12 protein-coding genes are annotated in these 14,061 nt (G+C 63.4%); 2 read left to right on the forward strand and 10 right to left on the reverse strand.

The window, feature by feature from the left end; all coding sequences use genetic code 11:
* Positions 1 to 38 precede the first annotated feature (38 nt).
* Entirely contained in the window at positions 39 to 1,835 is a 1,797-nt protein-coding gene (pabB, locus tag P9255_RS21570; RefSeq protein ID WP_309763302.1) for an aminodeoxychorismate synthase component I, read from the forward strand.
* Positions 1,836 to 1,844: 9 nt separating this feature from the next.
* On the opposite strand, the gene dgoD is transcribed toward pabB, so the two are convergent.
* The gene (gene dgoD, locus P9255_RS21575) at positions 1,845 to 2,993 is read right to left on the reverse strand and encodes a galactonate dehydratase (RefSeq protein ID WP_309763301.1); all 1,149 of its coding nucleotides are present in this window, start codon (positions 2,991 to 2,993) and stop codon (positions 1,845 to 1,847) included.
* A gap of 104 nt (positions 2,994 to 3,097) precedes the next feature.
* Here dgoD and P9255_RS21580 point away from each other — a divergent pair, with 104 nt between their 5' ends.
* Entirely contained in the window at positions 3,098 to 3,823 is a 726-nt protein-coding gene (locus P9255_RS21580; protein WP_309763300.1) for a FadR/GntR family transcriptional regulator, read from the forward strand.
* An 82-nt stretch (positions 3,824 to 3,905) separates the two neighbouring features.
* On the opposite strand, the gene gloA is transcribed toward P9255_RS21580, so the two are convergent.
* From gloA to lnt, 9 genes are all read right to left on the reverse strand, one after another.
* Positions 3,906 to 4,292 carry a lactoylglutathione lyase gene (gene gloA / locus P9255_RS21585; protein WP_309763299.1) on the reverse strand — a complete coding sequence of 129 codons (387 nt, stop codon included), beginning with the start codon at positions 4,290 to 4,292 and terminating at the stop codon, positions 3,906 to 3,908.
* Between the two features lie 121 nt (positions 4,293 to 4,413).
* Complete coding sequence (locus tag P9255_RS21590; RefSeq protein ID WP_309790419.1) at positions 4,414 to 5,310, reverse strand: SprT family zinc-dependent metalloprotease; 897 nt, start codon at positions 5,308 to 5,310, stop codon at positions 4,414 to 4,416.
* A gap of 93 nt (positions 5,311 to 5,403) precedes the next feature.
* Complete coding sequence (locus P9255_RS21595) at positions 5,404 to 6,177, reverse strand: lysophospholipid acyltransferase family protein (RefSeq protein ID WP_309763297.1); 774 nt, start codon at positions 6,175 to 6,177, stop codon at positions 5,404 to 5,406.
* Between the two features lie 32 nt (positions 6,178 to 6,209).
* Positions 6,210 to 6,761, reverse strand: a complete 552-nt coding sequence (gene gmhB, locus P9255_RS21600) for a D-glycero-beta-D-manno-heptose 1,7-bisphosphate 7-phosphatase (protein ID WP_035961503.1) — start codon at positions 6,759 to 6,761, stop codon at positions 6,210 to 6,212.
* 3 nt (positions 6,762 to 6,764) lie between these two features.
* A complete protein-coding gene (gene glyS / locus P9255_RS21605) occupies positions 6,765 to 8,864 on the reverse strand; it encodes a glycine--tRNA ligase subunit beta (RefSeq protein WP_309763296.1) in 2,100 nt (699 codons plus the stop codon).
* Positions 8,865 to 8,881: 17 nt separating this feature from the next.
* Positions 8,882 to 9,901, reverse strand: coding sequence for a glycine--tRNA ligase subunit alpha (gene glyQ, locus P9255_RS21610; protein WP_309763295.1), 1,020 nt, complete (start codon positions 9,899 to 9,901; stop codon positions 8,882 to 8,884).
* A gap of 173 nt (positions 9,902 to 10,074) precedes the next feature.
* Positions 10,075 to 10,845: a CPBP family intramembrane glutamic endopeptidase gene (locus P9255_RS21615; protein ID WP_309763294.1), complete on the reverse strand. Its 771-nt coding sequence runs from the start codon at positions 10,843 to 10,845 to the stop codon at positions 10,075 to 10,077.
* 562 nt (positions 10,846 to 11,407) lie between these two features.
* Complete coding sequence (locus P9255_RS21620) at positions 11,408 to 12,070, reverse strand: hypothetical protein (RefSeq protein ID WP_309790420.1); 663 nt, start codon at positions 12,068 to 12,070, stop codon at positions 11,408 to 11,410.
* 273 nt (positions 12,071 to 12,343) lie between these two features.
* A complete protein-coding gene (gene lnt, locus P9255_RS21625) occupies positions 12,344 to 14,017 on the reverse strand; it encodes an apolipoprotein N-acyltransferase (RefSeq protein WP_309763291.1) in 1,674 nt (557 codons plus the stop codon).
* Between the last annotated feature and the right edge of the window lie 44 nt (positions 14,018 to 14,061).

Genomic DNA, 14,061 nt, shown 5'->3' on the forward strand with positions numbered 1-14,061 from the left:
GAGACTGACCTGCGCCTGCATTCGATGCGAGCATGGCCATGAAAATCGAGGCACGCAGCGCGGTGTTTGCGCTGCTCGACGATTGCGACGCGACCGCCGAAAGGCGGTCGAGTCGTTTGTACACGGACTTCTCGCACGAGCATGTCTGCGAGACCGGGCGCGCGCTCGATGCGGTGTGCGCGGACATCGAGCGCGATCTCCAAGGCGGCTTGCATGCCCTCGTGGTCGCGGACTACGAATTCGGGCGTAACCTGCAGTTCGGCGCAATCGGGGCCGGCGGCGATCATGCGCTGCGCGTGCTGATGTTTCGCTCGTGCGCGGCGTTGTCGCGCGACGAAGCCAGCGCGTGGCTGAGCGCGCAAGACGGTCATGCTCAGGCGCCGTCGATGGCAGGCGTGGCCGGCATCGAGCCGAGCGTCACGCGCGATGCGTTCGACGCTGCTATCGCTGCCATTCGGCAAGCCTTGGTGGAAGGCGAGTCGTATCAGATCAACTTCACGTATCGGCTCGCGTTCGATGTGTTCGGCACGCCGCTCGCGCTGTATCGACGGTTGCGTGAGCGTCAGCCGGTGCGCTACGGCGCGTTGATCGCGATGCCGGACGGCCGCGCGGTCGTGTCGTGTTCGCCGGAGTTGTTTATCGAAAAGCAGGGCGATGTGCTGCGCGCCCGCCCGATGAAAGGCACCGCGCCGCGCGACACCGATCCCGCCGCGCTTCACGATGACCCGAAGAACCGCGCAGAGAACGTGATGATCGTCGATCTGCTGCGCAACGACATCTCGCGCGTGGCGGTCACCGGGTCGGTGCATGTGCCGGCGCTCTTTTCTGTCGAGCCGTATGCGTCGGTGTGGCAGATGACCTCGACCGTCGAGGCGCGCGTCGCGCCCGGTACGACGTTCGCAGCCATCTTGCGTGCGCTGTTTCCATGCGGTTCGATCACCGGCGCGCCGAAGTACCGCACGATGCAGCTTATCGATGAGATCGAGAGCACGCCGCGTGGTCTCTATACCGGTGCAATCGGCTGGCTCGATGCACGCGGCGACTTTTGTCTCTCGGTCGCGATTCGCACGCTGGTTATCGACCCGGCGGGCGAGCGCGGTGTGATCGGCATCGGCGCGGGCATCGTGCTGGATAGCGTTGCCGCGAACGAGTACGAGGAGTGTCTCCTGAAGGCGCGATTCCTGACCGGCGCGGACCCGGGCTTCGAGCTTTTCGAGACCACGTACGCCACACGCGAAGGCGTGCGTCACTATGCGCGTCACGTTGCGCGGCTCAAGGCAAGCGCGGCGTATTTCGGTTTCGGGTTCGACGACCATCGACTGAATGCCGAGGTCGCGCGGCACTGCGCGAGCTTCGACGAGGGCGGGCCGTATCGCTTGCGGATTGCGCTCGATAAAAGCGGACGCATCGCAATGACGAGCGCGCCGCTCGCGCCGTTGTCATCGGATGTCGTGGATGTGCTGCTCGCGTCGGAGCGCGGCTTCATGGCGCAGTCCTCGCGCGACACGCTGCTTCGCCACAAGACGACGCGCCGCGCCGATTACGACCGCGCATGGAAGGCGGCCGAGACCGAAGGCGCGTTCGACATGCTGTTTTCCAACGAGCGCGGCGAAATCACCGAGGGCGGCCGCTCGAGCCTCTTCGTGAAGCTCGACGGCACATGGCGCACGCCGCCCATCGACGCCGGCGTGCTGCCGGGCGTGATGCGCGCGGTGCTGATCGAAGAACTCGGCGCACAAGAGCGCCGGCTGCTGCCAGCCGACCTCGATCGCGCCGAAGACATGCTCGTCACCAACGCGCTGCGCGGCGCAGTGAGAGCACGTCTTAAGCACTAATGCGGGCGATCACCACTCGGCCACGCTGCCATCCGCGTGACGCCACACCGGATTGCGCCAGCGATGCCCGATCTTCGCCATCTCGCGCACTTTCTCTTCGTTCACTTCGATGCCGAGCCCCGGCCCTTGCGGGATCGACACCATGCCGTCTTCGTACTTGAAGACCTCCGGATTCCTGATGTAATCCAGCAGGTCGTTGCCCGTGTTGTAGTGAATGCCGAGGCTTTGTTCCTGAATGAACGCGTTATAGCTGACGGCATCGATCTGCAGGCAGGTCGCGAGCGCGATCGGTCCGAGCGGGCAGTGCAGCGCGAGCGCGACATCGTAGGCCTCGGCCATCGACGCGATCTTGCGGCATTCGGTCAGCCCGCCCGCATGCGATGCGTCCGGCTGAATGATATCGACATAACCGCCCGCGAGAATGTGCTTGAAGTCCCAGCGCGAGTAGAGCCGCTCGCCGAGCGCGATGGGCGTGCTCGTCTGATTGACGATATCGCGCAACGCCTCGACGTTCTCCGACAGCACCGGCTCTTCGATGAACATCAGCTTGTACGGATCGAGCTCCCGCGCGAGCACCTTCGCCATCGGCTTGTGCACGCGTCCGTGAAAGTCGACGCCGATGCCTACGTTCGGCCCGACCGCCTCCCGCACGGCGCGCACGTTGTCGATCACGCCCTGCACCTTGTCGAAGGTGTCGATCATCTGCAACTCTTCCGAGCCGTTCATCTTCACGGCCTTGAAGCCGCGCTCGACGACCGCGCGCGCATTGTTCGCGACATCGCTCGGACGGTCGCCGCCGATCCACGAATACACCTTGATCTTGTCGCGGACCTGGCCGCCGAGCAGCGCGTGAATCGGCACGCCGTGATGTTTGCCGAGAATGTCCCACAACGCCTGATCGACGCCCGCAATCGCGCTCATGCCGATAGGCCCGCCGCGATAGAAGCCGGACCGATACATCACCTGCCATAAGTCTTCGATATGACGCGGGTCCTTGCCAATCAGATAGTCGGCGAGTTCGTCGACGGCGGCGGCGACCGTGTGCGCGCGTCCCTCGACGACCGGTTCTCCCCAGCCGGTGATGCCCTCATCGGTCTCGATCTTGAGGAAGCACCAGCGCGGCGGAACAACGAAAGTTTCAAGTTTTGTGATTTTCATGTGAGCGTCTCCTGGCGAGGCTCTTATGGTAGCGCAAAGCCGACGATGTGAACTGATTAATAGTATTTTTGTTGACTCGAAGCCGCCTTCTTTCAACCGACGAAATGTCGGATAATCGCGCGGGTATCGATAGCACGACGAAGGAGTTCACCATTCACCGCGATCTTCATGGCCGCGTGGCGCACGGACTGGGCATGGCCATACTGCGCGGCGATTTCTTACCCGGTTCGTCTCTCCCGCGCGAACTGGAACTGATGGAACGGTTCGGCGTGAGCCGGACCGTATTGCGCGAGGCGCTGCGCACGCTGACATCGAAAGGGCTGATTCATTCGCGCCCGAAAATCGGCACGCGTGTGAGGCCGAAAGAAGCATGGAATCTGCTCGATGCCGACATGCTCCATTGGTACTCGCGCGTCGCTCCGCCGATGCAGTTCGCGCTCAAGCTCCAGGAGATGCGCGAGATGATCGAGCCGTATGCCGCGGCGCTCGCGGCGCGCAATCACGACGCACACGCGCTCGACATGCTCGACAAGGCGCATCGCGCGATGGTGGATGCGCAGAACGTCGATGAATGGGTGCGTGCCGACCTCGAGTTCCACCTGAGCGTGCTGGCCGCATGCAGCAACGAATTGCTTGTGCCGCTGGGCGCGCTGATCGAGCGGACGCTGGAAGGGCAGTTGCGTCTGAACGCCAGGCGCGCCGATGTGTTCAACGCTTCGCTATCCGAGCACACGGCGGTTTTCGCCGCCATCGCCGCGCGCGACGCCGAAGCCGCGCGTCGCGCGATGTCAGACCTGCTCGGGGTGACGCGCGGGCGCATCGAAGGCTGACGCGCGCGCATAGTCCGACAAGCGAAAAAAATGCGCGCGGCGATTGAAATCGCCCGCGCATCATCAGCCGATCAGCAATCGATCAAGAATGCTTTTCGATCAGCTCGACCTTGTAGCCGTCCGGATCTTCCACGAACGCGATCACGGTGGTGCCGCCCTTGACCGGGCCGGCTTCGCGCGTGACCCGGCCGCCCGCATTGCGGATGCGCTCGCACGCATCGGCTGCGTTGTCCACTTCCAGCGCAATGTGACCGTAAGCCGTTCCCATCTCGTACTTCTCGACGCCCCAGTTATAGGTGAGTTCGAGCACGCTGTTTTCGCTTTCATCGCCGTAACCGACGAACGCCAACGTGTACTTGTACTCGGCGTTCTCGCTCTGGCGCAGCACCTTCATGCCGAGAATGCGGGTGTAGAAATCGATGGAACGCTGCAGGTCGCCGACGCGCAGCATCGTGTGGAGGAGTCGCATGATGGGGTTCCTGTTGTGGTGGCGGCGGCGCGATCTCTGGACTCGTCGCACTCGCCGGAATTGCGGGTTCGTGCAAAATTGTACCGTTCGATGCAAACCCGCGCTGACCGCGCTTATCCGCTTACAAGGCGGGCAGCAGATCCGGCGGATGATGCTTGAGCGTATGCCGCGCCTCGCGAAACTCCGGGAAAATGGATTCGACCGTTTGCCAGAAGCGCGGGCTGTGATTCATCTCGCGCAGATGGGCGAGTTCGTGAGCGACGACGTAATCGATGATCGACAGCGGAAAGTGAATCAGCCGCCAGTTGAGACGAATCTTGCCGTCGCTCGAGCAACTGCCCCAGCGCGTCGCCGCCGATGACAGCGCATACGCGCGGAACTCCACGCCGAGCTTTTCTGCATACACCGCGAGCCGCTCGCCGAAGATGCGCTTCGATTCGCTTTGCAGCCAGCCTTGCACGCGATCCTTGATCTGCTGCGCATCGGCGAGTGCGGGCAGGGCAAGCGCCAGCACGCCGGTTTCGGCATCGAAGGAAAGCGTGCTTGCGGACGGACTCAGCGACACGCGAATCGTCCTGCCGAGGAACGGAAACTCCGCGCCGTCCTGCCATTCGATGCGCGGCAACGCACGCTGTTCGACGCGCGTCTGCCATTCGGCCAGCTTGCGAAAGATCCAGCCTTGCTTGTCGCCGATGGCGCGCTCGATGTCCGCGATCGTCACCCAGCGCGGCGCGGTGATCGTCAGTCCGGTCGCATCGATGCAGAAGCCGATGGTGCGTCGCGCCGAGCGCTTCAGCCGATAGTCGAGGGCGCGCGCACCGAACAGCATGCGGCGCTGGCGCACGCCCTCGGGAAGCGGTGCTGGTTTCGATGGGTCGGTGGACGCAACATCGCCACGCAATGAAGACGGCGACGACGCGGGAGCAGGCGCGGTCGCGGGCGCATGCTCGAACGGCAGATCGAGTTGCAGGGTATCGAGCGCGACGGCGGGGCGCTGTCGCGAGGGAGGCTTCTGCATCGGCTCGGCTTTGCGCTCGCGGCGCAGAAATGACGAGAAGAACGAATAGGGCACGCGGCTCGACCGGCTCGATGCTTCCGAGGCGAGGCCGCGTCAGCGGCCCGCGCCCGCGGCGTCCGCACGTTGCGGCTGCGCGTTCGACGTGGCGTAGGCGAGCGGATCGATACGGCGCATCTCCGCTTCGATCCAGCTCTCGACGCGCGCATTCACTTCTTCGGGCGAGAGACCGGCGGTGTCGATGGGCTCGCCGATCGACACCGTGACTATACCCGGATACTTGATGAACGAATTGCGCGGCCACACGTGTCCGGCGTTGTGCGCGATCGGCACGACCGGCGCGCCCGTCGCCACGGCGAAGCGCGCGCCGCCCGTCTTGTACTTTCCCTGCGAGCCGACGCGCGTGCGCGTGCCTTCGGGGAACATGATGACCCACGCGCCTTCGTCCATCCGCGCGCGGCCCTGGCGCGTGACCGATGCAAACGCGTCGCGTCCCTGCGCGCGGTCGATATGCACCATCTTCAGGAGGCCGAGCGCCCAGCCGAAGAATGGCACATACAGCAGTTCGCGCTTGAAGACATAGCAGAGCGGGCGCGGCATCAGCGCCGGAAACGCCAGCGTCTCCCACGCGGATTGATGCTTCGAGAGCAGCACGGCGGGACCGTCGGGCAGATTCTCCATGCCCTCGAGCGTATAGCGGATGCCGACGAGATGACGCAGCACGACGATCGTCGACTTGCACCAGCCGGCCGCCATCCAGTAGCGCTTGTCCGCGCGCATGAACGGGAACGCGATGAAGCAGGCGATCGCATACGGCACCGTGTACACGACGAAGTACAGCATCAACAGCAACGAACGGATGAAGCGCATGAAGTCTCAGCGATACGTGACGGGGCCGGCGATCAGTCCTGATGCCGCGCGAGGAAGTCGAGCGCGAAGGCGCGCAGATCCGTATGAACCAGGGTGCCTGCGGGCAGCTTGCCTTCCGCGAGCGTTTTCTCGCCCTTGCCGGTCAGCACGAGATGCACCGGGAAGCCGAGCGCGGCGCCCGCTTGCAGGTCGCGCAGGGAATCGCCGACGACGGGCGTATCTTCCGGGTCGATCTCGAAGCGGTCGATGATCTGCTGCAACATGCCCGGCTTCGGCTTCCGGCAATCGCATTGATCTTCGGCCGTATGAGGGCAGTAGAAGATCGCGTCGATGCGCCCGCCGACTGCCGCCGCCGCGCGATTCATCTTCTGATGCATCGCGTTGAGCGCAGCCATGTCGAACAGGCCGCGCCCGATGCCCGACTGGTTCGACGCGATCGCCACGCGATAACCCGCTTGGTTGAGCCGCGCGATGGCTTCGAGACTGCCGGGAATGGCGACCCATTCGTCGGGCGACTTGATGAACGCGTCGGAATCGACGTTGATGACGCCGTCGCGATCGAGGATGACGAGTCGTCTGTTCATGGCTCAGGCCGCGAGCTTGGAGATGTCGGCCACGCAGTTCATCTGCTGATGCAGCGCGTTCAGCAGCGCGAGACGGTTGTTGCGCAACGCGACGTCCTCGGCGTTCACCATGACGTCGTTGAAGAAGGTATCGACGCTCTCGCGCAATGCGGCGAGCGCCGTCAGCGCTTCCGTGTAGTTGCGCGCGGCAAGCTGGCTCTGCACGCGCGGCGTCACGCTCTGAATCTGCGCGTACAGATTCTTCTCGGCGGCTTCCACGAGCAGTTCCGGATTCACCGATGCCGGCGCGCCTTGTTCCGACTTCTTCAGGATGTTCGAGATGCGCTTGTTGGCCGCCGCAAGCGATGCCGCTTCCGGCAGCGACGCGAATCCACGCACCGCGTCGAGGCGCGCGACGATGTCGTCGAGGCGCGTCGGGTTGAGACTCAGCACGGCTTCGATGTCGTTCGCTTCGAATCCGCGCTCACGCAGCAGGCCGCGCAGACGGTCGAGGAAGAACGCGTAGACGGCTTCGGTCGAATTCGTGACCTGCGGCATGCCAGCGAACTGACGCTGAGCCGCCGCGACGAGATCGCGCAGATCGACCGGCAGCTTCTTTTCGAGCAGGATGCGCAGCACGCCGAGCGCATGACGGCGCAACGCGAACGGGTCCTTTTCGCCGGTCGGCGCGAGGCCGATGCCCCAGATGCCGACGATGGTCTCCAGCTTGTCCGCGAGCGCCACCGCGCAGCCGACGCCGGTCGACGGCGTGTCATCGCCCGAGAAGCGCGGCTGATAGTGCTCCGAGCACGCGAGCGCGACTTCTTCCGGCTCGCCGTCGTGGCGCGCGTAGTACGTGCCCATCGTGCCTTGCAGTTCGGGGAATTCGCCGACCATGTCCGTCAGCAGGTCCGCCTTTGCGAGACGCGCCGCGCGGCGGGTGAGCGCCGCATCGACGCCGATCATCGGCGCAATTTCGCCCGCGAGCGCTTCGAGACGCTCGACGCGCTGCAGCGTCGAGCCGAGCTTGTTGTGATACACGACGTTGGCGAGCAACGGCACGCGCTCTTCCAGGCGCTTCTTCTTGTCTTGCGTGAAGAAGAACTTGGCGTCGGCGAGGCGCGGGCGCACCACGCGTTCGTTGCCTTCGACGATCTCATCGGGCGTCTTCGTATCGATATTGGACACGATCAGAAAGCGCGAGCGCAGCCTGCCGTTCTGATCGGTGAGCGCGAAGTACTTCTGGTTCGTCTGCATCGTGAGGATCAGACACTCCTGCGGCACTTGCAGGAATTCCTCGTCGAAGCGGCACTGATACACGACCGGCCATTCGACGAGCGCGTTGACTTCGTCGAGCAGCGCTTCCGGCATCACGACGCGATCCTCGCCCGCGAACGCCTGCAGCTGCGTGCGGATGGATTCGCGGCGGTCATCGAAATTCGCGACGACGTGTGCTTTCGTGCGCAGCGTTTCCGCGTAGTCGTCGGCATTCGCGATCAGCACGAAGCCTTGCGACATGAAGCGATGGCCGATGGTCGTATCGCCCGCATCGACGCCGAGCGCGCTCACCGGCACGACATTGCGCCCGTGCAGGGCGACGAGGCGTTGCACCGGACGCACGAACTGCACATTGGTGCCGTCCGGACGCTGATACGTCATCACCTTCGGGATAGGCAGCTTGCCGAGGGTTTCGTCGAGCGCGGCTTGCAGGCCGTCGGCGAGCGTCGCGCCGGGCGCTGCATAACGCAGAAAGAACGATTCGGCCTTGCCGTCCTGCGCGCGTTCGAGTTCAGCGAGCGGGAACTCGGGGAAGCCGAGCGCCGCGAGCTTCTTCGCGAGCGGCGGCGTGGGATTGCCTTCCTTGTCGAGCGCGACGGAAACGGGCAGCACCTTTTCGCGCACCTGCCTTTCCGGCGCGACATCGCGCACGTTCTTGACGAGCACGGCGAGGCGGCGGGGCGTCGCGTACTTTTCGAACGAAGGCGCGCCTTCGATCAGATCGCGCGCGGCGAGCCGCTCGACGATGCCTTCAGCGAAAGCGGTGCCGAGACGCGCGAGCGCCTTCGGCGGGAGTTCTTCGGTCAGCAGCTCGACGAGCAGGGAAGCGTGATTGGATTGCGTCATTGTTCTGTCTTGCCTCGTCAAGCCTGTTCGTTGGCGCCGGTGGGCGAGCTTTCCACCTTCAGCGGCGGCGCCCATGCGGGCCGCTGCGCTTCCTCTTGATCGGTGATGAGATCGTGATCGCGCTTGACCGGGTTGCCGAGCATCGGGAAGCCGAGTGTTTCGCGCGAATCGTAATACGCCTGCGCGACGAGACGCGACAGCGCACGAATGCGGCCGATGTACGCGGCACGCTCCGTCACGGAAATCGCGCCGCGCGCATCCAGCAGGTTGAATGTGTGGCCGGCCTTGAGCACGAGTTCGTAGGCGGGCAGCGCGAGCTTCGCGTCGATCATCTTCTTCGCTTCTTCTTCGTAGCTCTTGAAGAGATGGAACAGCAAGTCGACGTTCGCGTGCTCGAAGTTGTACGTGGACTGCTCGACTTCGTTCTGGTGATACACGTCGCCATAAGAGAGCTGACGAAGCACCTTTCCATTGGGGCTGTCTTCTTCCCACTCGGTCCAGATCAGGTCGTAGACGTTCTCGACCTTTTGCAGATACATCGCGAGGCGCTCGAGGCCATACGTGATTTCGCCGAGCACCGGCTTGCAGTCGATACCGCCCACTTGCTGGAAGTACGTGAACTGCGTGACTTCCATGCCGTTCAGCCACACTTCCCAGCCGAGGCCCCACGCGCCGAGCGTCGGGTTCTCCCAGTCATCTTCGACGAAGCGCACGTCGTTCTGCTTCAGATCGAAGCCGAGCGCTTCGAGCGAGCCGAGATACAGATCGAGGATGTTCTCGGGCGCGGGCTTCAGCACCACCTGGTATTGATAGTAATGCTGCAGGCGGTTCGGATTCTCGCCGTAGCGACCGTCCTTCGGGCGACGCGACGGCTGCACATAGGCGGCTCGCCAGGGCTCCGGGCCGATTGCGCGCAGGAACGTATGAACGTGAGAAGTGCCCGCGCCGACTTCCATGTCGATGGGCTGAAGAAGCGCGCAGCCCTTGTCGTTCCAGTAGGACTGCAGCGTCAGGATGATTTGCTGAAAGGTGAGCATGATTGCCTTTTACCAGGCGCGGCCATCGTCGTGACGACGCGACTCTAGGGCTCGGCCGAAGTGCTAAAACCTTGAATTTTAGCTGAAGGCGGGGGCGGCTGCGGCTTTTTGGGAGAAGGGAGGCGGTGGCCCGCCGCCGCGAATCTGCTCGCGCACGCGAGGCGCACGGCGTTTCAATCTGGCTGGGTGCGTGTGTTTCTGTTCACCGCTAGCAAACGGTACAGCATCCATAAGCCAGGCACCGCAAGCACAAGCGCCAGAACCGCCGCGTCGGGTGACCACTGCGACAACAGTGTTCGAAGCGAGGCGGGCGATGCATCGCCGGCATGCATGAAGCCCATGATCGTCACGCTCGTATTCAGGCATGCGTGCAGGAGGATGCACGGCAAGAGCGAGCGCGTTCGTTCATAGAGCTTGCCGAGCAGAAGCCCAAGCAGGAACGCGAGCATGAATTGATAGACGTTCATATGCGCCATGCCGAACACTCCCGCTGAATGCACGATGGCGACGCCACGCGGGTATTGCTGCAAAAAACTGCGAAGCATGACGCCGCGAAACAGCATTTCTTCGACGACGGGCGCGATGATGCACACGAGCGCCACGACACCGAAGCGGCCGACGAGCGGTGAGTTGTACACCGTCCACTCGGCTGAGGGCGAAGGAAACGCGCTGTCGACCAGCCACATCAACGCGCAATTGGCGAGGAGCAGCGCCGGCGTGATGAGGAGGATCGGCACGCCGTAAAGGCCGAGCGTCGCGCAAAGCGACGCGCTGCTCTCATGAATCAGGCCGCGATAGCCGACGCCCAGGCGATTCAGCAGCACGGTGAAGACGATGCCGCACGAAAGCACTCGCCCGATGCTCGCGAAATGGTAGAGCTGCAATCCCGAGGAAGCGAGCATTGCCTTCAGCACGGAGGTCGTGACCATCTCGACGAAAAACATCACAACAACGATGAAGAAGGCTTCGAGGAGACTTGGAAAAGAATGACGGTTGTGCAACGACATAAGAAAACATCGGGACGACGCGCGCGCAGCGTGTCGCGCGACGCGAAGCCGAAGGAAGCCAGAGACGACGGAAAGTGCCGCAACCCGATCACGCGATTAATACTCAATCGCGTGCAGTTGCGCCACGGTGAACGGCTCGGAATGCTACTGGCCGCGCGTCGGCGGCATGATCGGACCAGTCTCAAACATGTTCGAAAGCGTGCCACGAAGCGCACCAAAAGCAGCGCCCTCTCTTGGCGCAGCGCACGTTCCAACGCGAACAACAGCGACACTGCTATGACGGTGAGAAGCACGGTCGGCGCCATCAGCCGTGCGCTCCGGGCGTGGCGTGCACGCGGTTCGAGCACGCCGGTCGTGACATTTGGCCGGCGTGCTGAGCCTTTGAATTCAGTTGAACCAGGGGCGGGTGATGTTTCCTTGAGGGCGATGCGGCTTGGCCCCGCGCTCGCCGACCGCTCTTCGGCGATCGGCGTTGCGGTTGCGCCGAGCCAGCAAACTACTACTCGGCGAGCATGGCTGTGCGGATGTTATCGAACACCGCGTCGGGGGCGCCGATCCACCGATCGATCTCAGCGCTATGCATCATCAACAGGTCGCCTTCGATTTCCTTGTCAACTGCCGCGCCCCCGATCCGACTAGCGAGAGTCTGCGAATATTCGACGACCGCCTGATTGCTCTTTGCGGCATTTCGGGTCTTTTTGGGTCCCGGTACGCTTTTCATGATCGATCCGATGTCGACCACCTTGCAGGCGTAGTGCATCGAGATCATGGTCTGAGCGGACTCCTCCGTGGTATTCGGATCGCGCCCCGTTACCTGACACTCCGACCGATGAATCGCATCCGACATCTTTCTCAATACTTCGATATAGGCGTCGGTTACTTCGCGTGGCTTGTTGCTGCGCCTGGCCGCGTCGATCATGGAATCGAGCATTTTTCGCGGTGCTTCTCGTGCAGCAGCCAGATCGGCATTCTGTTGATCGGTCGCTTGCCGGCCTTCGGTCATGTAGTCCGCATATCGGCTGAAACTTTCGTCGTCCTGCTTGACGATCATCTGCAAATAAACATCGGCAACCTGTTCGGGCGTCAGCGTTTCAGCGTGAGCACCGGCGCACAGCACTGCGCTCGCGCAGGCGGCGAGAAAGGAGTTCGTTATTTTCTTCACGGAAGAGTGTATTGGCGGGTGATAGAACCGTGGCACTCGACGCGAACTTGGTGAACGCGTTGATTTCGTCGTGCAGAACATTTCGATAATGCAGTGGCCACCTTCCGACGACGACGCATTCTAGGGTTGTTTCCCCGCCTCGAAGGTAAAACATTGTCGGCGTTGCAAACGCAGTGCTTGACGCACAAAAAACAACGGAAGCCTTATCTCGGCTTCCGTCGTTTGTTGAATCGACAGCGCAAGCGGCGCTGATCCCGCATGAAGAGGCTTCGGTTATTTGCCGTTCGCCCGCCTTCTTGCCGGCGCGAACGCAAAGCCCAACGCCAGCAACAGCAGCGACGCCGCAATGACCGTGATATTGCCGCTCGTCACATAAGGCGTGCGCCCCGAGGTGCCCTGCACGCGCGCTTCGAGCACACCGGTCGTGAACGTTGGCAGCCTGGAGACGACTTCGCCGTTCGCCGCGATCACCGCCGTCATGCCCGTATTGGTCGCACGCAGCATCGGCCGGCCGGTTTCGATCGACCTCATGCGCGCAATCTGCAAGTGCTGATCGAGCGCGATGGTATTGCCGAACCACGCGAGATTCGTCGAATTGACGAGTACGCCCGCAGGCGCTTCCTGCTCGCGGATCGTATGCGCGATCTCCTCGCCGAAAATGTCCTCGTAGCAGACGTTGACGGCGATCGGCTGGTTATGCACGAAAAACGCCTTCTGTGCGATCGGCCCGCGCGCGAGATCGCCGAGCGGAATGCCCATCAGGTTCACGAACCAGTGAAAGCCGAGCGGCACGAATTCGCCGAAGGGAACGAGATGATGCTTGTCGTAGCGATAAACATCGTTCACGCCCGGCGTAATGCCGAAGAGACTGTTGGTGAAATCGGTCACGCGTCCGTCGGGAAGGACGGTGACGCCGATCGCGCCGAAAAGAATCGACGAATTCGTGCGGTCGGCGAAACTGCGGATCGCGGTCGCGAAATCCTGCGGCACTTGCACGGCCAGCACCGGCAGCGCGGTTTCGGGCGTCACGATCAGATCGGCCGGCTTCGCGGTGATGAGCCGTTGATACAGCGCGAGCGATTCGTTCACGCCCGCCTGCTCGAACTTCATCTCCTGCTTGACGTTGCCTTGCAGAAGGCGCACGTCGAGCGGTGCGTTGGCGGGCGTCGTCCATCTGACGAGCGACAGCAGCAGGCCCGCGGCGATCAGCGCGAGCGCAGTCGCGGCGGGCACGAGCGCGTGCGCGCCGCGACCCGTTCGCCGAAGATGGAACGCCGCCTGGACGATCAGCGCGGCGACCAGCGCCAGCACCCAGCCGACCCCGTAGACGCCGGCGATCGGTCCATATCCGGCCAGCGGCCCGTCGACCTGCGCGTAGCCGCTCGCAAGCCACGGAAAACCGGTGAAGACGAGTCCGCGCAGCCATTCGCCGAGCGCCCAGGCGCTCGCGAATGCGAACGCGCCGTGCCAGGTCGGCGCGTAGCGCGGTGCGGCGTCGATATCGCGGGCGGTGCCGGCGTCTTCATCGCCGAAGCGGGCGCGTCCAGCGACGAAGGACCAGACCACGCTCGATGCCGCCGGATAGATCGCGAGATAAAGCGAGAACAGGGCGACGGCGGCGGCGGCGAGCGGCGCGGCCATGCCGCCGTAAAAGTGCATGCTCACGTAGAGCCACCACACGCCCGTCACGAAGTTGCCGAAGCCGAACGCCCAGCCGGTCAGGGCCGCGCTTTTCCAGCCGCTCGTGCGCGAGAGCCATGCGAAGAAGAGCGCGAAGATGACGAGCTCGATCCATCCGCCGTGCGGCGTCGGCGCGAAGGACAGGGTGTTCGCCGCGCCGAGCACGGCTGCGACGAGGTAATGCCAGAAAGGAAGCGCGCGGGGTGCGGTCGACGCGCTTTCTGCGTTGCGTCGCCACGGGAACAAGCGAAACGGTGAGTCGGCCATTGAATGCGGGGAAAGGCTTGGCGGATGGAGCGTTGCGTCCGCAC

The sequence above is a fragment of the Caballeronia sp. LZ019 genome (assembly GCF_031450825.1).
Classification (GTDB): Bacteria; Pseudomonadota; Gammaproteobacteria; order Burkholderiales; family Burkholderiaceae; genus Caballeronia.